The 20,215-nt window shown below is 34.1% G+C and carries 19 protein-coding genes and 4 tRNA genes; 22 read left to right on the top strand and 1 reads right to left on the bottom strand.

Annotation, left to right across the window (positions count from 1 at the left end; genetic code table 11):
* Window positions 1-169: 169 nt before the first annotated feature.
* From LPB248_RS06100 to LPB248_RS06080, 5 genes are all read left to right on the top strand, one after another.
* Window positions 170-2,155 (top strand): putative porin, encoded by a 1,986-nt coding sequence (locus LPB248_RS06100; protein WP_177210648.1) that lies wholly within the window; start codon window positions 170-172, stop codon window positions 2,153-2,155.
* Between the two features lie 48 nt (window positions 2,156-2,203).
* A complete protein-coding gene (locus tag LPB248_RS06095; protein WP_177210647.1) occupies window positions 2,204-3,565 on the top strand; it encodes a pyridoxal-phosphate dependent enzyme in 1,362 nt (453 codons plus the stop codon).
* Between the two features lie 78 nt (window positions 3,566-3,643).
* Window positions 3,644-4,126: a 3'-5' exonuclease gene (locus LPB248_RS06090; RefSeq protein WP_177210646.1), complete on the top strand. Its 483-nt coding sequence runs from the start codon at window positions 3,644-3,646 to the stop codon at window positions 4,124-4,126.
* Between the two features lie 76 nt (window positions 4,127-4,202).
* Entirely contained in the window at window positions 4,203-5,474 is a 1,272-nt protein-coding gene (locus LPB248_RS06085; RefSeq protein ID WP_177210645.1) for a DUF2851 family protein, read from the top strand.
* A gap of 79 nt (window positions 5,475-5,553) precedes the next feature.
* On the top strand, window positions 5,554-5,781 hold the full coding sequence (locus tag LPB248_RS06080; RefSeq protein WP_008466940.1) for a PspC family transcriptional regulator: 228 nt from the start codon (window positions 5,554-5,556) through the stop codon (window positions 5,779-5,781).
* 52 nt (window positions 5,782-5,833) lie between these two features.
* Here LPB248_RS06080 and LPB248_RS06075 read toward each other — a convergent pair whose 3' ends face one another.
* Complete coding sequence (locus tag LPB248_RS06075) at window positions 5,834-7,300, bottom strand: APC family permease (protein WP_177210644.1); 1,467 nt, start codon at window positions 7,298-7,300, stop codon at window positions 5,834-5,836.
* A 263-nt stretch (window positions 7,301-7,563) separates the two neighbouring features.
* On the opposite strand from LPB248_RS06075, the gene LPB248_RS06070 reads away from it, so the two are divergent.
* From LPB248_RS06070 to rpoB, 17 genes are all read left to right on the top strand, one after another.
* Window positions 7,564-8,451, top strand: a complete 888-nt coding sequence (locus LPB248_RS06070) for a ComEA family DNA-binding protein (RefSeq protein WP_177210643.1) — start codon at window positions 7,564-7,566, stop codon at window positions 8,449-8,451.
* A 14-nt stretch (window positions 8,452-8,465) separates the two neighbouring features.
* The gene (locus tag LPB248_RS06065) at window positions 8,466-9,605 is read left to right on the top strand and encodes an acyl-CoA dehydrogenase family protein (RefSeq protein WP_177210642.1); all 1,140 of its coding nucleotides are present in this window, start codon (window positions 8,466-8,468) and stop codon (window positions 9,603-9,605) included.
* A 146-nt stretch (window positions 9,606-9,751) separates the two neighbouring features.
* Complete coding sequence (rpsU, locus tag LPB248_RS06060) at window positions 9,752-9,946, top strand: 30S ribosomal protein S21 (protein ID WP_026730435.1); 195 nt, start codon at window positions 9,752-9,754, stop codon at window positions 9,944-9,946.
* 90 nt (window positions 9,947-10,036) lie between these two features.
* Complete coding sequence (locus tag LPB248_RS06055) at window positions 10,037-10,930, top strand: tyrosine-type recombinase/integrase (protein ID WP_177210641.1); 894 nt, start codon at window positions 10,037-10,039, stop codon at window positions 10,928-10,930.
* Between the two features lie 32 nt (window positions 10,931-10,962).
* On the top strand, window positions 10,963-11,265 hold the full coding sequence (hpf, locus tag LPB248_RS06050) for a ribosome hibernation-promoting factor, HPF/YfiA family (RefSeq protein WP_125722466.1): 303 nt from the start codon (window positions 10,963-10,965) through the stop codon (window positions 11,263-11,265).
* A 90-nt stretch (window positions 11,266-11,355) separates the two neighbouring features.
* A tRNA-Thr gene (locus LPB248_RS06045) sits at window positions 11,356-11,429 on the top strand.
* Window positions 11,430-11,489: 60 nt separating this feature from the next.
* Window positions 11,490-11,570, top strand: a tRNA-Tyr gene (locus LPB248_RS06040).
* A 91-nt stretch (window positions 11,571-11,661) separates the two neighbouring features.
* Window positions 11,662-11,733: transfer RNA gene (locus LPB248_RS06035), tRNA-Thr, on the top strand.
* Window positions 11,734-11,788: 55 nt separating this feature from the next.
* A complete protein-coding gene (tuf, locus tag LPB248_RS06030) occupies window positions 11,789-12,976 on the top strand; it encodes an elongation factor Tu (protein WP_109192121.1) in 1,188 nt (395 codons plus the stop codon).
* A gap of 56 nt (window positions 12,977-13,032) precedes the next feature.
* Window positions 13,033-13,103 (top strand) — tRNA-Trp (locus LPB248_RS06025).
* A gap of 18 nt (window positions 13,104-13,121) precedes the next feature.
* The gene (gene secE, locus LPB248_RS06020) at window positions 13,122-13,319 is read left to right on the top strand and encodes a preprotein translocase subunit SecE (protein WP_008466927.1); all 198 of its coding nucleotides are present in this window, start codon (window positions 13,122-13,124) and stop codon (window positions 13,317-13,319) included.
* A gap of 10 nt (window positions 13,320-13,329) precedes the next feature.
* A complete protein-coding gene (nusG, locus tag LPB248_RS06015; protein ID WP_008466925.1) occupies window positions 13,330-13,881 on the top strand; it encodes a transcription termination/antitermination protein NusG in 552 nt (183 codons plus the stop codon).
* A gap of 67 nt (window positions 13,882-13,948) precedes the next feature.
* Window positions 13,949-14,386, top strand: coding sequence for a 50S ribosomal protein L11 (gene rplK / locus LPB248_RS06010; RefSeq protein WP_008466923.1), 438 nt, complete (start codon window positions 13,949-13,951; stop codon window positions 14,384-14,386).
* 13 nt (window positions 14,387-14,399) lie between these two features.
* Window positions 14,400-15,089 carry a 50S ribosomal protein L1 gene (gene rplA / locus LPB248_RS06005; protein WP_025572415.1) on the top strand — a complete coding sequence of 230 codons (690 nt, stop codon included), beginning with the start codon at window positions 14,400-14,402 and terminating at the stop codon, window positions 15,087-15,089.
* Window positions 15,090-15,111: 22 nt separating this feature from the next.
* Window positions 15,112-15,615 carry a 50S ribosomal protein L10 gene (gene rplJ, locus LPB248_RS06000; protein ID WP_111422296.1) on the top strand — a complete coding sequence of 168 codons (504 nt, stop codon included), beginning with the start codon at window positions 15,112-15,114 and terminating at the stop codon, window positions 15,613-15,615.
* 92 nt (window positions 15,616-15,707) lie between these two features.
* The gene (rplL, locus tag LPB248_RS05995) at window positions 15,708-16,079 is read left to right on the top strand and encodes a 50S ribosomal protein L7/L12 (protein ID WP_008466917.1); all 372 of its coding nucleotides are present in this window, start codon (window positions 15,708-15,710) and stop codon (window positions 16,077-16,079) included.
* A gap of 265 nt (window positions 16,080-16,344) precedes the next feature.
* A complete protein-coding gene (gene rpoB / locus LPB248_RS05990; RefSeq protein ID WP_177210640.1) occupies window positions 16,345-20,157 on the top strand; it encodes a DNA-directed RNA polymerase subunit beta in 3,813 nt (1,270 codons plus the stop codon).
* Window positions 20,158-20,215 lie beyond the last annotated feature (58 nt).

Below are 20,215 nucleotides of genomic sequence, written 5' to 3'. Positions count from 1 at the left end.
TTTGATTTTTTTTTGAAAGCCCCGTATACTTTTGTATACGGGGTTTTCGTTTGCAAAAGACCGAAATGATTCTACTCCTATATTATATATTATGTTTTTTCGTTTATACGTTTTTATCTTACCTTTGCCTAGCAAATTTTGTCAAAATAAATTTATATAAAGCCATCAAATGAGAATATTCATTTTTCTATATCTATTAGTTGTTCCAACTTTATTGTTTTCGCAAGAAAAAAAAACTGCTCCAAAAAATAATTTAGATATGAATACGGAATATTCAAGCATTAATGATTCCGTAAAAAAGAAAAAGCAAAAAATAGCTACAATAGATCAGTATAAAATTGTGACCCTAGAACACGATACCATTTATGCTGATACTTCGCTTACTATTAAAAGTGCTTACAGACAGAATCATCTTAGAAAAGATCTTTTTGGACTTCAGGAGTTTTCTAATATTGGACAGCCATTAAATACGCTTCAATATAGTTTGAATAGCTTTTCGCCTTATCCTGAAATTGGTTTTAAAGGAAAGCACTCTATTTATATGCAGGCAGATCAAATTAGATATTATTCTGTTGCAACACCTTTTACAGAGTTGTTTTTTAATACAACTATAAAAAAAGGACAAAATGTAGATTCTTTTATCACATTAAATGCTTCTAAAAATCTTAATTTCTCTATCGCTTATAAAGGATTAAGATCGGAAGGGGATTATAATAATCAATTGGTTAGTGCAGGAAATTTAAGAATTACAACCAGTTATGCGACAACCGACAAACGTTATGCGATAAACGCACATTTTACGAATCAGGATATAATGAATGAAGAAAATGGCGGTATTACAAATGATGCTGATTTTGAAAGTGATAATAAAGATTATAAAAATAGACAGAGACTACAAGTTTATTTGACCGATGCGGAATCCTTTTTAAAAGGAAGAAGATTATTTTTCGATCACGCGTTTAGAGTAAACCCAACCGATGGAAGCAATAATTTATACATAACGCATCAGTTTAACTACGAATATAAAGATTATGAATATAAGCAGCCAACTGTAATCTCAACCATAACTGCAAACGATGGTTCTACCACACGTATACAAAGATTTGGAGACTCATATGCAGCAAGTAATATTAATGATCAGACTAAATATGAAAGACTGTATAATAAGGTAGGAGCAGCTTATGAGAATTCGCTTTTAGGTAAATTTATATTTTTTATAGACGATTACAGATCCAATTATAAATACAACCGAATTATTGTTGATGCTGCAGGAAATGCGGTTCCAGATAATTTGTTTTTGCAGTTTAATAATTTCGGTGCTCAGTATGAATATCAGAAAAACAAATGGAATGGTCGATTTTTATATTCAAGATCAATAACCAATGAATCGCTTTCAGATTTAGATGCTAAGTTGCGATATGATATGAGCGAAAAAATCAAATTTGATTTTAGATACCGTAACATCAATAAACTGCCAAACAACAATTATAATTTGTACCAAAGCAGCTGGGTTTCTTACAATTGGTCGAATAATTTTAAAAACGAAAAAATTAATTCGTTAAGCGCAGAGATTACAACGCCTTGGTTAACAGGACAGGTTCAATATACGGTTTTAAATGATCATTTGTATTTTACGGATATGGCCACAACTGCAGAAAAAGCGGCAAGTGAGCAGATTGTTAAACCAATGCAGTATGGAAATGCGATTAATTATTTAGAAATAAAAGCAAGCCGAGAGTTTAAATTTGGGCCTTTTGCACTAGATAATACACTTTTGTATCAGAAAGTAGACCAGTCAGATTTAATTTTAAATGTGCCTGATTTTGTAACTAGAAATACATTTTATTATTCAAATCATTTCTTTAAAAAAGCATTGTTTATGCAAACAGGGCTTGTATTTAATTATATGACAAAATACTACGGAGATGATTATAACCCTGTAATTGCAGAATTTTTTGTACAGCAGGAGAAGAAAATTGGAGGTTTTGCAACATTCGATTTCTTTGTAAATGCCAGAATACGTCAGACTCGTTTTTACTTAAAAGCGGAACATTTTAATGCTTTATTTACACAAAGCAACTATTATGCGGCGCCTCATAATCCGTATCGTGATTTTGTGTTGCGTTTTGGTCTGGTTTGGAATTTCTTCCAATAAAACTGGCTTGTTTTTTATTTAGAACCACTTAATAAAACTTAAATAAAAATGGACTTTTCAAATAATATTTTAGAAACAATTGGTAATACGCCATTGGTAAAACTCAACAAAATTGTTGCTGAAATTGATGCGTTAGTATTGGCAAAAGTCGAAACCTTTAATCCTGGTAATTCTGTAAAAGACAGAATGGCGGTAAAAATGATTGAAGATGCAGAGGCAGATGGCCGACTTAAACCTGGAGGAACTATTATTGAAGGAACTTCTGGAAATACAGGAATGGGACTTGCACTTGTTGCAATCGTAAAAGGATACAAATTAATTTGTGTAATCTCAGACAAACAGTCAAAAGAGAAAATGGATATTCTTCGCGCTGTTGGAGCAAAAGTTGTTGTTTGCCCTACAGATGTTGAACCTACAGACCCGCGTTCTTATTATTCGGTTTCAAAGCGTTTGGCAGATGAAACACCAAATTCTTGGTATGTAAATCAATATGATAACATGTCAAATTCGTTGGCACATTACGAACAGACTGGACCTGAAATCTGGAAACAGACAGAAGGAAAAATCACGCATTTTGTTGTTGGTGTTGGAACAGGAGGAACTATTTCTGGAGTTGGAAAATACTTGAAAGAGCAAAACCCAAATATCAAAATCTGGGGAATCGATACTTATGGTTCAGTTTTTAAAAAATACCATGAAACAGGAATCTTCGACGAGAACGAAATCTACTCTTATATTACTGAAGGTATCGGAGAAGATATTTTGCCAAAAAATGTTGATTTTTCTTTAATTGATGGTTTTACAAAAGTTACTGATAAAGATGCAGCTGTCTATACCAGAAAGATTGCCCTTGAAGAAGGTATTTTTGTTGGAAATTCGGCAGGAGCTTGTATAAAAGGATTGTTACAGTTGAAAGAACACTTTAAGCCAGAAGATGTTGTTGTGGTATTATTTCACGATTCTGGAAGCCGATATGTAGGTAAAATGTTCAACGATGACTGGATGCGCGAACGTGGATTCTTAGAAGAAAACATAACAAAAGCAGAAGATGTTATTAAGGATCATATCGATAAAGAACTAATTGTTGTACGTACAGAAGAATTGGTTTCTCATGCAATTGAGCGTATGCGTAAATATAAAATTTCGCAGATTCCGGTGGTTGATATCAATGGATTTGTGGGTTCTGTAGATGAAACCGATTTATTTAGAAGTTATGTCGCTGATAAAAACGTTGCCGAAAAACCAATTAAAGAGGTAATGGGTAAACCTTTCCCAATCGTAAAATTAGGAACGCCAATCGAAGAAGTTTCGAAACTTTTCAGCAAAGAAAATGATGCTGTTTTGGTAGATTTAGGAAACGGACATCACCATATTATTACTAAATATGATATTATTGGTTCAATAAAATAAACCATTGCAAATAAAAATAATCCATAAATCTTATTGTAAAACAATTGGATTTATGGATTTGTCTTTTAAAAATAAAATATGAATTTTACTGCTATTGATTTTGAAACCGCAACAGGATATCATCCGTGTTCAGTGGGTATTGTAACAGTCGAAAACGGAATTATAGTTGACGAGTATGTAACTTTAATTAAGCCACCAAATAATGAGTATAATCCGTTTACAATTCGCGTTCACGGAATTTATCCCAAAGATACTGTTAATGCCAAATCGTTCTTTCAGATATATCCCGAGATTGAAAAAAGACTAAAAAACAGGGTTGTGGTAGCACATAATGAAAGCTTTGATCGTAATGTTTTAATGAAAACAATGTTGCTTCATGGCTTAAACTATGAGGATTTGAATATCGCTACAAAATGGGAATGCACGGTGAAGATTTACAAAGCAAAAGGCATAAAACCAACCAAATTAAGTGATTGCTGTCGTGAAATGGATATTCACCTCAATCACCATGAAGCATTGTCAGATGCCAGAGCTTGTGCTAAATTGTATTTGCTTCGTTAAATAATTTTATTTTTTTTGTAAGAATAATAGTAAAATTTTCTATTTTTAGATTTTGTAATTCATTATAAAATCTAAAATGAAAGAAGACTTCCTTCATTATATATGGAGATTCAAGAAATTTGATAGCTTGAATTTAAAATCTGCTCAAGGTGAGCCAATTACTATTCTTAAAACTGGCGATTATTTAGAACTCGCTGGGCCAGACTTTTTTAATGCACATATAGAAATCGGAAACCAAAAATGGGCAGGTAATGTAGAAATCCATTTAAAATCTTCAGATTGGTATTTGCATAACCATGAAAAAGACCCGGCTTATAAAAATGTCATTCTTCATGTAGTATGGGAGAATGATACAGCTATTTTTAGAGAGAATAATACCGAGATTCCTGTTTTGGTTCTTAAAGATTATATCTCAAAAGAAATAATCGAAAATTATAATGCATTATTTGCTCCAAAAACATGGATTTCCTGCGAAAGGCAATTGAGAGAAATTGATGGATTTGTTTTTAAAAATTGGCAGGAAAGACTGTTTTTTGAGCGTTTAGAGCGCAAATCTACGTTTATTTATCAATTATTGGAAGAAACCAATCAGGATTGGGAAGCAGTTTTATTTTGTCTTCTGGCAAGAAATTTTGGTTTAAATACTAATGGCAATTCCTTTCTGCAGATTTCAAAAGCAATTCCATTTTCAGTAATAAGAAAAGAAAGTTTTGAAGCCGAAAATCTAGAAGCGTTGCTTTTTGGGACTTCAGGATTGTTAGAAGCAGAGAAAGAGGATGTTTATTATAAAGATTTACAATTTCGCTATTTCTATTTACGGCATAAATATCAAATAGAAAAGACTTATACGGATCCTCTTCAATTTTTTAAGCTCCGTCCAGATAATTTTCCAACAATTAGGCTTTCTCAATTAGCATCTTTATATCATAAACATCAAAACCTATTTTCAAAAATAATTGATTTGAAATCTGTTGAAGAAGTGTATCGTCTATTGACTGTTTCTGCAAGTCCTTATTGGCAGAATCATTATCAGTTTGATAAAGAAAGTCCGAAGAAATCTAAAATGCTTTCAAAACCATTTATAGATTTATTGATTATCAATACTATAATTCCGCTTCAATTTGCTTATTCCAATATCAGAGGAGAATTAATCACCGAAGATTTGATTGATTTTATGAACGAAATGGCTTCTGAGAAAAATGCTATTATTGATAAGTTTAATTCGTTTGGGATAAAGCCTCAATCAGCATTTGAAAGTCAAGCATTGTTAGAGCTTAAAAATGAATATTGTGAACATAAAGCATGTCTTAAGTGTGCTATCGGATTAGAGTTGCTTAAAAATAATTAGAGAATTAGAAAATGGGGTAATGAGATAATTTGTATTTTTGTCATCCTAGGCGAAGTCGAAGGAAATCTAAAATCAGAAAATGTCAGCAATTTTAAAACTTAAATTCTTTTTTGAAAAATATGGTTTTCATGTTTCTTCAAGACTAGCAGATAAACTTGGAATGCGTGTTACAAGCGTTCGTTTGTTTTTTATATACATTTCTTTTGTTACAGCAGGATTAGGATTTGGAGTCTACTTGACTCTCGCTTTCTGGATTCGCCTAAAAGATTTAATTCGATCAAAAAGAACATCAGTATTTGATTTATAAAAAAAAGCTCCAAATTTTAATTTGGAGCTTTTTTTTTATAAAGTTGTATTTACTATTCTTCAGTAGGATTGTTAAGTTTAGATCTTTTCTTGCTGTATCCAAAGTATACAATTATACCAACAATAAGCCATCCAAAAGATAATAACTGTGCATCCTTACTTAAATTAAAAATTAAATAAGAATTGATTGCAATTCCTAATACCGCGATAATTGGTAAAGCAGGAACTTTAAATGTTCTGGTTAATCCTGGTTGTTTTACTCTTAAAATCCAAACGGCAATACAAACCATTGTAAAGGCAAACAAAGTACCAAAACTTGTCATGTCAGCCAATTTGTTGATTGGTGTAAAAGCAGCAACAGTTGCGATAATAGCTCCAAGAATCATTAAGTTCGTTTTTGGAGTTCCAGAAATAGGGTTTACTTTAGAGAAAACAGAAGGAATTAAACCATCTTTAGACATTCCAAGGAAAATTCTAGATTGTCCCATGATCATTACCATTAATACTGAAACCAAACCAATAGTTGCGGCAACAGTAATAATAGAACCAGCCCAGCCTTGTCCTGCAATATCAAATGCATAAGCAACAGGAGCTTTGATAGCTTCAGGATATTTTCCTAGTGGATTAAAGTCTTGGTAATTCATCATTCCTGTTAATACTAAAGAAACAAGAATATATAAAGTAGTACAAATTAATAAAGAAGCAATAATTGCAAAAGGAACATCTTTTTTAGGATTAATAGCTTCTCCGGCTTGTGTAGAAACAGCATCGAAACCAACATAAGCAAAGAAAATAGCTGCAGCTCCAGAGATAATACCTCCAATTCCGTAAGCGTTGTGTGTAGTTTCTTTTTCAATGATCTGAGTTGCTTCAGGAATAAACGGACTCCAGTTTGCTGTATTAATAAAGAAAAGACCAGCAATAATTACAAAGATTACAGCAGATACTTTAAGGATAACAATTGCATTATTGGCTTTAGCAGCACTTTTTGTTCCTTTAATAAGTAATGAAATAACCAAGATAACGATCAAGAAAGCTGGAAGATTCATAGAAAAACCTTCTCCTGTATAACTTGCAGGATCTGTAGTTAACCAATCAGGAAGGTGAATGTGAAATATTTTGAGCAATTTATTAAAATATCCTGACCAGGAAACCGCTACAGTCATTGATCCCATTGCATATTCAAGGATTAGTCCCCAACCAATGATCCAGGCAAAAACTTCTCCAATAGTACCGTAAGCATAAGCATAAGCAGATCCCTCGACAGGTAAAATAGAAGCGAATTCAGAATAGCAAAGAGCCGCAAAAACACAAGCAATACCTGCTATGATAAACGAAATAGCTAATGCTGGTCCTGCATGATAATAAGCCCCAGTACCTGTAAGTACAAAAATTCCCCCACCGATAATGGCACCAACACCAATGGCAGTAAGACTCCATTTTCCTAGGACTCTCTTTAAATCACTTTTTTTCATATCGGCCTCAAAGGCAGATATAGGTTTTACTCTCCAAATTGACATATTATTTTATTGGTTTATTTGTTATTAAGTGCCAAATGTATTGTTTTTTGCAAAAAATAAAAACAATTATCATCTTTTAAGTTATAAAATCTTTGATTTTTTTACAGTAGTCGTAAGAAACTTTCTCTAAGTATTGATATTCATTAAATTAATAGGTCTTTTATAAGAGATTCGATAATTTTTTAAAAACTACTTTTCTTACTTATTTTCTTGATAAATTTGAAAGATTTTTCTTGTTTTATTTTTTAAAAACACTTTTTGCGATGAATTTTAAGTTTTTAAATAGTTGTTTTCATTTTACAAAACAGCAACGAATAGGCATTTTTATGCTTTTCATTATAATGATAGGTTTGCAGCTATTTTATTTTTTATCTGATTTTAATATTTCTGAAACTAAAAGCCAAGAAAAAGAAGAATGGCTTGCTTTACAATCAGAAATTGATCAGGAGAAATTAACGAATAATAATGTGAAGCCAATTAATTATCTTTTTAATCCTAATTTTATTTCTGATTATAAAGGATACAAGCTAGGAATGTCGGTACAAGAAATCGATCGTTTAATGGCATTTCGAAAAGAGAATAAATATGTAAACTCAGCAGAGGAGTTTCAAAAAGTGACTGGTATTTCAGATTCACTATTAAATGTAATTTCTCCTTTATTTAAATTTCCAGATTGGAAACAGAGTAAAAATAATTATAGCATTGAGAAAAAAGATTTTGGTATAAAAAGTTTTCCAAAAAAAGAAAGAGTTGAAATATTAGATATCAATCAAGCTACTAAAGAAGATTTAATGAAAATCTATGGAATAGGAGAAGGGCTTTCAACAAGAATATTAAACCAAAAAGAAATTTTAGGCTCTTTTGTGTCAATGGAGCAGTTGAAAGATGTTTGGGGACTTTCGCCAGAAGTTATAAATGAATTAAATAGTCACTTTAAAGTTGTGATTCCTTCAACCTTGAAGAAAATAAATGTAAATGATGCGTCATTAAAGGAGTTGGCTCAGTTTTCGTACTTTAAATATGGTCTTGCAAAACAAATAGTAACTTATCGAAGTATGAATGGGAATTTTAATAATATTGAGGATTTAGCAAAAATTAAAGATTTTCCTGTTGAAAAAGCAAAAATAATTAGTTTATATTTGGAGTTCTAAAAAGAAACTAACTCATGAACTTTGATTACAACGAAACACAACTAATGATTGCGCAGTCTATAAAAGATTTTGCAGAAAAGAATATTAGACCTTATATAATGGAATGGGATGAAGCGCAAATTTTTCCAATTAAGTTATTTAAACAACTTGGCGAGATGGGCTTCATGGGAGTTTTGGTTCCAGAGGAATATGGCGGTTCGGGTTTAGGTTATTATGAATATGTTACAATAATCGAAGAAATTTCTAAAGTAGATCCGTCAATAGGATTGTCGGTTGCGGCGCATAACTCTTTATGCACCAATCATATCTTAACTTTTGGAAATGAAGAACAAAAGAAAAAATGGCTTCCGAAATTGGCTACAGCCGAACATATAGGAGCGTGGGGTCTAACCGAACATAATACAGGTTCTGATGCAGGAGGAATGAATACAACTGCGGTTAAAGATGGTGATCATTGGATTGTAAATGGAGCAAAAAACTTTATTACGCATGGTATATCTGGAGATATCGCTGTTGTAATAGTTCGTACTGGTGAAAAAGGTGATTCTAAAGGAATGACAGCTTTTGTATTTGAAAAAGGTATGAAAGGTTTTTCGTCAGGTAAGAAAGAAAATAAATTAGGAATGAGAGCAAGTGAAACTGCTGAGTTGGTTTTTGACAGCTGCCGTGTTCCCGATGCGAATAGATTAGGAGAAGTAGGAGAGGGTTTTGTTCAGGCTATGAAAATTCTTGATGGAGGAAGAATCTCCATTGGAGCTCTGTCTTTAGGAATTGCTAAAGGAGCTTATGAAGCGGCTTTGAAATATTCAAAAGAAAGACATCAGTTTGGTCAACCTATTAGTAATTTTCAGGGAATCTCTTTTAAATTGGCTGATATGGCAACAGAAATTGAGGCTTCGGAATTATTGCTTCATAAAGCTGCGTTTTTAAAACAACAGCATAAACAAGTAGCAACTGCTGGTGCAATGGCTAAAATGTATGCTTCTGAAGCATGTGTAAAAATTGCAAATGATGCCGTTCAGATCCATGGAGGTTATGGTTACACTAAAGATTTTCCGGTAGAAAAGTTCTACAGAGATTCTAAATTATGTACTATAGGAGAAGGAACAACTGAAATTCAAAAGTTGGTTATTTCTAGAAATCTATTGAAATAATAGCGTTTAAAAGGTAAATGCAGTGCATGAGGAATGGTTTTCTTTCCGGTTTTAAGCCGTAAATGAAAAATAATTCAAAATTTATAACTCATAATTAATAATTAATACATACATTTGCAGCCTTAACGAGAGGAGGTGTCTATATTATGTTAATTATACCAATTAAAGACGGAGAAAATATCGATAGAGCATTAAAGCGCTATAAAAGAAAATTTGATAAAACAGGAACTGTTCGTCAATTAAGAGCACGTACTGCTTTTATTAAGCCTTCTGTTATCAAAAGAGCTCAAATTCAAAAAGCGGCTTACATTCAAGGCTTGAAAGATAGTTTAGAAAGTTAATATCAGCTTTTAGAAAATAATTACCGTTAGTGGTCAAAATGTTTTAATTTTGATGCTAACGGTTTTTTTTATGCTTAATTTTTAGATTTTATGAAAACGAATAAAGAGGCTTTTTCGGATTATCTTTTGCTGGAAAAAAAATATTCTTCGCATACGGTTGGGGCTTACTTAAATGATATAATGTCTTTTGAGTCTTTTGTGAAGGAGTCTTTTGATCAGGAAAGTATTGATTTGGTAAATTATGGTCAGGTGAGAAGCTGGATTGTTTTTTTAGTTGATCAGGATGTTTCAAATGTTTCTATTAATAGAAAAATGGCTTCTTTGAAGGCTTTTTATAAGTTTCTTTTAAAATCAAAACAAATAGAGGTTAGTCCTATGATGAAGCATAAATCATTGAAAACTCCAAAAGTGATCCAGGTTCCTTTTTCGGAAAAAGAGCTTAAAGATCTGCTTGAGGTGATAGATGTTCCTGTTGGTTTTGAAGAGATTCGTGATAGGCTTATTGTGGAGATGTTTTATGTTACAGGAATGCGTCGTGCGGAATTAATTCATTTGATGGTTAAAAATGTTGATCGTTCAGGTAATACAATTAAGGTTTTAGGGAAAAGAAATAAGGAGCGCATTATTCCGATTTTGCCGATTATTGCTGATCAAATTGATTCCTATATAAAGGAAAGGAGTGATTTGGAGAGGTTGGTGGATTTAGATTATTTTTTTGTTTCGAAAAAAGGGTTAAAATTGAGCGAATCTTTTGTTTATCGTTTAATAAATTCATACTTTAGTAGGGTCTCAGAAAAGGTGAAAAAAAGTCCGCATGTGCTTCGTCATACCTTTGCAACTCACCTCTTGAATAATGGGGCAGATTTGAATTCAGTTAAAGAATTGCTAGGGCATTCTAGTTTGGCGTCTACACAAGTTTATACTCATAATAGTCTTGCGGAGCTTAAAAAAGTATATAAGGGGGCGCATCCGAGAAGTAAATAGCGGTTCTAAATGTTAATCCTAAAATTTTTATTATGAAGGTAGATGTTCATGCAGTTAATTTTACTGTCGACAGAAAATTGGTCGATTTTATTCAGGAAAGAATGGGTAAGCTAGAGAAATACTACGATCGAGTGGTTTCATCAGATGTTTTTTTAAAAGTAGAAAGAACTAGTGATAAAGAAAATAAGATGGTGGAGATAAAGATTAATGTTCCTGGTGATGATTTTTTGGTAAAAAAACAGTGTAAAACATTTGAAGAGGCGGTTGAGCTTTCTGCAGAGTCGTTAGAACGTTTGCTTGTAAAAAGGAAGGAAAAAATAAGAGCGCATATTTAATTGAAATTTTTTTGAAAAAATGTTTTGATTAAAAGATAAAATAGCTACATTTGCAGTCCGTTAGAAATAGCGGACTTTTTTAATGCATTCGCCGATGTAGCTCAGCTGGCTAGAGCAGCTGATTTGTAATCAGCAGGTCGTGGGTTCGAGTCCCTCTATCGGCTCAGAAAATTTCAAATGCGATTTGAAATTTGGTTCTTTAAAATGATGGAATTTTAAAATTAGGGGAGATACTCAAGCGGCCAACGAGGGCAGACTGTAAATCTGCTGTGTGAACTTCGCAGGTTCGAATCCTGCTCTCCCCACAACAAAAAAGAGGTTAAGATTTTGGGTCTTGGATTTTAGATTGTTGAAAATCTGAGGTTTGGATTCGGAAATCTCAAATCGGAACTCTCTGCCGGTGTAGCTCAGGGGTAGAGTGCTTCCTTGGTAAGGAAGAGGTCTCGGGTTCAAATCCCGACATTGGCTCAAGTAAGTAGGAAATTGAAAATTAATATATAACTAAGATTAAAAATTAAGTAAAATGGCAAAGGAGAATTTTAATCGTTCCAAACCGCACTTAAACATAGGTACAATTGGACACGTAGATCACGGAAAAACTACATTAACTGCTGCAATTACAAAAGTATTATCAGATGCTGGTTACTGTCAAGCAAAATCGTTTGATCAAATCGATAACGCTCCAGAGGAGAAAGAAAGAGGTATTACTATTAATACATCACACGTAGAGTACGAAACTGCTAACCGTCACTACGCTCACGTTGACTGTCCAGGTCACGCGGATTACGTAAAGAACATGGTTACTGGTGCTGCTCAAATGGACGGAGCTATCTTAGTAGTTGCTGCTACAGATGGTCCAATGCCACAAACTCGTGAGCACATCCTTTTAGGTCGTCAGGTTGGTATTCCAAGAATCGTTGTTTTCATGAACAAAGTGGATATGGTTGATGATGCTGAGTTATTAGAGCTTGTTGAAATGGAAATTAGAGATTTATTATCTTTCTACGAATATGATGGAGATAATGGTCCTGTAGTTCAAGGTTCTGCTTTAGGAGGATTAAACAATGATCCAAACTGGGTACCTAAAATTATCGAATTAATGGAAGCTGTTGACAACTGGATCGAAGAGCCAGTACGTGACGTTGCTAAGCCATTCTTGATGCCAGTTGAGGACGTATTTACAATTACAGGTCGTGGAACTGTTGCTACAGGTCGTATCGAAACTGGAGTTGCTAACACTGGAGATCCTGTTGAAATCATTGGTATGGGAGCTGAAAAATTAACTTCTACTATTACAGGAGTTGAGATGTTCCGTAAAATCCTTGATAGAGGTGAAGCTGGAGATAACGTAGGTTTATTGTTAAGAGGTATTGATAAAGCTGATATCAAAAGAGGTATGGTTATTATTAAGCCAGGTTCAGTAAAACCACACGCTAAATTCAAAGCTGAGGTTTATATCTTGAAAAAAGAAGAAGGTGGACGTCACACTCCATTCCACAATAACTACCGTCCACAGTTCTACGTACGTACAACTGACGTAACAGGAGTTATTACTTTACCAGCAGGTGTAGAGATGGTAATGCCAGGTGATAACTTAACTATTGAGGTTGCTTTATTAAGCCCAATCGCTATGAACGTAGGTTTACGTTTCGCTATCCGTGAAGGTGGTAGAACAGTTGGTGCTGGTCAGGTTACTGAAATCGTAGAGTAATTCTATAAATAAATAAAAGCCAGTGATTTCTTAATTTGAAATCACTGGCTTTAATTACGGGCGTAGTTCAAGGGTAGAATAGCGGTCTCCAAAACCGTTGATGGGGGTTCGAATCCCTCCGCCCGTGCAATAAAAAATATATCAAATGACAAAAGTTACTAATTATTTATCAGAGGCTTTCGAAGAGTTAAAGTCAAATGTTACTTGGCCAGCTTGGGCTGAAGTTCAAAAATTGACAATTGTTGTGGCTGTATTTTCGATTTTATTCGCTTTGGCAACATGGGGAGTAGACGAATTTTTTGCAAAAGCTTTGGCTGGATTTTTTAACTGGTTAAAAGGATAATTTTTTTGTGATGGCAGATAATAATGTGAAAAAATGGTACGTAGTTAGAGCAGTTAGTGGTCAAGAAAATAAAGTGAAAGCTTATATCGAGACTGAGATTGCGAGATTAGGTATGGAGGATTATGTTTCTCAGGTTTTAGTTCCTACTGAAAAAGTAGTTACTGTAAAAGATGGGAAAAAATCATCTAAGGATAAAGTTTACTTTCCTGGATATGTTATGATTGAAGCTAACTTAGTTGGTGAAATCCCTCATATTATTAAGTCAATTACTAGTGTTATTGGATTTTTGGGAGAAACTAAGGGTGGAGAACCTGTTCCTTTAAGACTTTCTGAAGTAAACCGTATGTTAGGTAAGGTAGATGAGTTAGCTGTAAATACGGATACTCGTTCTATTCCATTTAGTGTTGGGGAAACGGTTAAGGTTATTGATGGACCTTTCAATGGATTTAACGGATCTGTTGAGAAGATCAATGAAGAAAAGCGTAAGCTTGAGGTAATGGTTAAGATTTTCGGAAGAAAAACTCCATTAGAATTAAGTTTTATGCAAGTAGAAAAAGTATAATTTTTTGTTACACTATAATAAACCATTGTAATCGCTTCCATTGATTACAGTGTTAAATTTTTTAAAAATGGCTAAAGAAATTAGTAAGGTAGTTAAACTACAAGTTAAGGGAGGTGCTGCGAACCCGTCGCCACCGGTTGGACCTGCTTTAGGAGCTGCTGGGGTTAATATCATGGAGTTTTGTAAGCAATTTAATGCTAGAACTCAAGATAAACCTGGCAAAATTTGTCCAGTGCAAATCACTGTGTACAAAGACAAATCATTTGATTTTGTTGTTAAGACTCCTCCAGCAGCAGTTCAGTTAATGGAAGCTGCAAAGCTAAAATCTGGTTCTGGTGAGCCTAATCGTAAAAAAGTAGCTAGCGTTACTTGGGAACAAATTAGAACTATTGCTGAAGACAAAATGCCGGACTTAAATGCTTTCACAATTGAGAAAGCTATGAGTATGGTTGCTGGAACAGCTAGATCTATGGGTATAACTGTATCAGGAGATGCTCCTTTTTAATTAAGAAGAAGAAATGGCAAAATTAACAAAAAAGCAAAAAGAGGCTGCTTCAAAAATTGAAAAGAACAAATTATACTCTTTAAAAGATGCTGCTGCATTAATTAAAGTTGTTGCTTCTGCAAAATTTGATGAGTCTGTTGATATCGCAGTTCGTTTGGGTGTTGATCCAAGAAAAGCGAATCAAATGGTAAGAGGTGTGGTAACTTTACCTCACGGAACAGGAAAAGACGTTAAAGTATTAGCGTTGGTTACTCCAGATAAAGAGGCTGAAGCAAGAGAGGCTGGAGCAGATCACGTTGGTCTTGATGATTACTTACAAAAAATTAAAGACGGTTGGACAGATGTTGATGTTATCATCACTATGCCTGCTGTAATGGGTAAATTAGGTCCATTAGGTCGTATTTTAGGACCTAGAGGTTTAATGCCAAACCCTAAAACAGGTACTGTAACTATGGATGTTGCAAAAGCTGTTCAAGAGGTTAAAGCTGGTAAAATTGACTTTAAAGTTGATAAAACTGGTATCGTACACGCAGGAATCGGTAAAGTTTCTTTTGGAGCTGAGCAGATTGTTGACAACGCACACGAAATTATTCAAACATTAATAAAACTTAAACCAACTGCTGCTAAAGGTACATACATTAAAGGTATTCACCTTACAAGCACAATGAGTCCTGCTATCGCATTAGACCCAAAAGCAGTATAATTGGTAGTTAAAAATTTTTAGTATGACTAGAGAAGAAAAATCAATCGCGATTGAAAATTTAACTGCGCAGTTAGCTGGTACAAATATCATTTATGTATCTGATATTTCTGGTTTAAACGCAGAGACAACTTCAAACTTACGTAGAGCTTGTTTTAAAGCAGGTATCAAATTAGAGGTTGTAAAGAACACTTTGCTTGCAAAAGCAATGGAAGCTTCTTCTAATGATTATGGTGATTTACCTACAGTTTTAAGTGGTAACAGTGCTATCTTTATTTCTGATGTTGCTAACGCACCTGGAAAAATTATCAAAGATTTCCGTAAGAAATCTGATAAACCAGTTTTAAAAGGAGCTTACATCAATTCTGAAGTATATATTGGGGACAACCAATTAGATGCATTAGCTACAATTAAATCTAAAGAAGAGCTTATTGGAGAAATCATTGGATTATTACAATCTCCAGCTCAAAGAATTATTTCTGCTTTACAAAACAAATTCGCTGGAAGCGAAGAAGAAGGAGCAGAGTAATTATCGTAAGGGAGTTTGCTTCCTTACTGCTTAATTAGCGCACAATAATTAAATTATATTTTTTACACAAATCAATTTAAACGATAGAAAAAATGGCAGATTTGAAACAATTCGCAGAACAATTAGTTAACTTAACAGTTAAAGAAGTTAACGAATTAGCAACAATATTAAAAGATGAGTACGGAATCGAGCCTGCTGCTGCTGCTGTAGTAGTTGCTGCTGGTGGAGGAGACGGTGCTGCTGAAGAAGCACAAACTGAATTTACAGTTGTATTGAAAGATGCAGGAGCTTCTAAATTAGCTGTTGTAAAATTAGTTAAAGAATTAACTGGTTTAGGTCTTAAAGAAGCTAAAGATGTAGTTGACGGTGCACCAAGCAACGTTAAAGAAGGTGTTTCTAAAGAAGAGGCTGAAGGTCTTAAAAAATCTTTAGAAGAGGCTGGAGCTACTGTTGAGCTTAAATAATTAAACTCAGTTTAAGAACTAGGTTTAGGTCTTGAGTTAACACTCAAAGGCCTAAACCATTTTTCGTATAATAAAATATATTAAGTTTTATTATCCCATAGTTTAAAATACGAAAAAGTTTTAGATCAATACGAAGAAAGAAAATCGGCTTATTTTTATAGTTTATTTTTAAAGATGTATTGATTATAATAAGAAAGTATAGATTAAACAGTGTGTTTTTACACAAACAAAAATTACTTTTTTTTAATCAAAATTTTGTCCATTGATGATAACAAATCAGACTGAAAGATTGAATTTTGCCTCTACAAAAAATATCCCTGACTATCCAGATTTCTTAGATGTTCAGGTTAAATCTTTTAAAGATTTCTTTCAATTAGAAACGAAATCTGACGAAAGAGGCAACGAAGGGTTATACAACACCTTCATGGAAAACTTCCCAATTACAGATACAAGAAACAACTTTGTATTGGAATTCCTAGATTATTTTGTTGATCCTCCACGTTATACAATTCAAGAATGTATAGAGAGAGGTCTTACTTATAGTGTGCCTTTAAAAGCTAGGTTAAAACTATACTGTACAGATCCAGAACACGAAGATTTTGAAACAATTGTACAAGATGTTTATCTTGGAACAATACCTTACATGACTCCTAGTGGTACTTTTGTTATTAATGGTGCCGAGCGTGTTGTAGTATCTCAATTACACCGTTCTCCAGGGGTTTTCTTTGGACAGTCATTCCACGCAAATGGAACTAAACTTTATTCTGCAAGAGTAATTCCTTTTAAAGGATCTTGGATAGAATTCTCTACAGATATCAACAGCGTAATGTACGCGTATATCGATAGAAAGAAAAAATTACCTGTAACAACTTTATTCCGTGCTATCGGTTTCGAAAGAGATAAGGATATCCTTGAAATTTTCGACTTAGCTGAAGAAATTAAAGTTTCTAAAACAGGTATTAAGAAATATATTGGAAGAAGACTTGCTGCGCGTGTATTGAATACATGGCATGAGGATTTCGTAGATGAGGATACTGGAGAGGTAGTTTCTATCGAACGTAACGAAATCATCCTTGATCGTGATACAATTATCGACAAAGATAATGTTGAGGAGATCATCGATTCTAACGTAAAATCTATTTTGTTACACAAAGAGGATAATAACCAAGCAGATTATGCTATTATCCACAACACGTTACAAAAAGATCCAACGAACTCTGAAAAAGAAGCTGTAGAGCACATTTACCGTCAGTTGCGTAACGCTGAACCGCCTGATGAGGAAACTGCTCGTGGTATTATAGATAAATTGTTCTTCTCTGATCAACGTTATAACTTAGGTGAAGTTGGTCGTTACAGAATGAACAAAAAATTAGATTTAGATATCCCTATGGATAAGCAAGTGCTTACTAAAGAAGATATCATTACAATCGTAAAATATTTGATCGAATTGATCAACTCTAAAGCAGAGATTGATGATATTGATCACTTATCAAACCGTCGTGTTAGAACAGTTGGAGAACAATTGTCTCAACAATTCGGTGTTGGTTTAGCACGTATGGCTAGAACTATTCGTGAGAGAATGAACGTTAGAGATAACGAAGTGTTTACACCAATTGATTTGATTAATGCTAAAACATTATCATCAGTTATCAACTCTTTCTTTGGTACTAACCAGTTATCTCAATTTATGGATCAAACGAATCCATTAGCTGAGATTACACACAAAAGAAGACTTTCTGCACTTGGACCAGGTGGACTTTCGAGAGAGAGAGCTGGTTTTGAGGTTCGTGACGTTCACTATACTCACTATGGTCGTTTATGTCCGATTGAAACTCCAGAGGGACCAAACATTGGTTTGATTTCATCTCTTGGTGTTTATGCAAAAGTTAACGGAATGGGATTCATCGAAACTCCATACCGTAAAGTAACAAATGGTGTAGTTGATTTAGAAAGTACTCCAGTTTACTTAAGTGCTGAAGAAGAAGAAGGTAAGATGATTGCTCAGGCAAACATTGAAATGGATGAAACTGGTAAAATTACAGCTAGCAATGTAATTGCTCGTGAGGAAGGTGACTTCCCAGTTGTTGAACCATCTGTAGTTCATTATACAGACGTTGCTCCTAACCAGATCGCTTCGATTTCTGCATCTTTGATTCCTTTCTTGGAGCATGATGATGCGAACCGTGCGTTGATGGGATCAAACATGATGCGTCAGGCAGTTCCTTTGATCCGTCCTGAAGCACCAATTGTAGGTACAGGTTTAGAGCGTCAGGTAGCTTCAGATTCAAGAGTATTAATCAATGCTGAAGGGCATGGTACTGTTGAATACGTAGATGCTAACATCATTACTATTAAATACGATCGTACAGAAGACGAGAGAATGGTTAGTTTTGATGCTGATGAGAAAACGTACAACCTTATTAAATTTAGAAAAACCAATCAAGGTACAAGTATCAACTTGAAACCAATCGTAAGAAGAGGTGATAGAGTTGTTCCTGGTCAAGTATTGTCTGAAGGATATGCTACTCAAAATGGAGAATTAGCTTTAGGTAGAAACTTAAAAGTTGCGTTCATGCCATGGAAAGGGTACAACTTCGAGGATGCGATTGTAATTTCTGAAAAAGTAGTTCGCGATGATATTTTTACTTCTATCCACGTTGATGATTATTCATTAGAGGTTAGAGATACTAAGTTAGGAAACGAAGAGTTAACAAATGATATTCCTAACGTTTCTGAAGAAGCTACTAAAGATTTAGATGAAAACGGTATGATTAGAATTGGAGCAGAGGTTAAACCTGGCGACATTTTGATCGGAAAAATTACACCAAAAGGGGAATCAGATCCTACTCCAGAGGAGAAATTGCTTCGTGCAATCTTCGGGGATAAAGCAGGTGATGTAAAAGATGCTTCATTAAAAGCTTCTCCATCTTTACATGGTGTAGTTCTTGACAAAAAATTATTTGCAAGAGCCGTAAAAGATAAACGTAAACGTACTCAGGATAAAGATGCTTTAGGTGCTTTAGAAATGGAGTTCGAAACTAAATTTGTTGAATTAAAAGACAGATTAGTTGAGAAATTATTCCTGATTGTTAACGGAAAAACATCTCAAGGTGTGATGAATGATTTGGGTGAAGAAGTTTTACCAAAAGGTAAAAAATATACTCAAAAAATGCTTTACGCAGTAGAAGATTTCGCTCACTTAAGCAAAGGACAATGGGTTGCTGATGATGCTACAAATAAAATGGTTAATGATTTAATTCATAACTATAAAATTAAGCTGAACGACTTACAAGGAGCTTTAAGAAGAGAGAAATTCACTATTACAGTTGGAGATGAATTACCATCTGGAATCTTGAAATTGGCTAAAATCTATATCGCTAAAAAACGTAAGTTAAAAGTTGGTGATAAAATGGCAGGACGTCACGGTAACAAAGGTATTGTTGCTAGAATCGTTCGTCACGAAGATATGCCTTTCTTAGAAGACGGAACACCAGTAGATATCGTATTGAATCCACTTGGTGTACCTTCACGTATGAACATTGGTCAGATTTATGAGACTGTTCTTGGATGGGCTGGTATGAACTTGGGTAGAAAATTTGCTACTCCAATTTTCGACGGTGCTTCTCTAGACGAGATCAACGCTTTGACTGATGAGGCTAACGTACCACGTTTCGGACATACCTATCTTTATGATGGTGGAACTGGAGAGCGTTTTGCACAAAAAGCAACTGTGGGTGTAATTTATATGCTTAAATTAGGACACATGGTTGATGATAAGATGCACGCACGTTCTATTGGACCATACTCATTGATTACGCAACAGCCACTTGGAGGTAAAGCTCAATTTGGAGGTCAGCGTTTTGGAGAGATGGAGGTTTGGGCACTTGAGGCTTATGGAGCTTCTAGTACACTACGTGAAATCTTAACTGTTAAGTCTGATGACGTTATTGGTAGAGCTAAAACTTACGAAGCTATCGTTAAGGGTGAAACTATGCCAGAACCAGGTTTGCCAGAATCATTCAATGTATTAATGCACGAATTGAAAGGTCTAGGTTTAGATCTTCGTTTGGAAGAATAAATAAAAAGTTTTCAGTCACAGTCTCAGTATTCAGTTTAGCACTGACCACTGGGACTGA

The sequence above is a fragment of the Flavobacterium sp. LPB0248 genome (genome assembly GCF_013388355.1).
In the GTDB taxonomy this organism is placed as follows: domain Bacteria; phylum Bacteroidota; class Bacteroidia; order Flavobacteriales; family Flavobacteriaceae; genus Flavobacterium.
The sequence above is the reverse complement of the archived record's forward strand: the minus strand, read 5'-3'. Positions and strand labels throughout refer to the sequence as shown.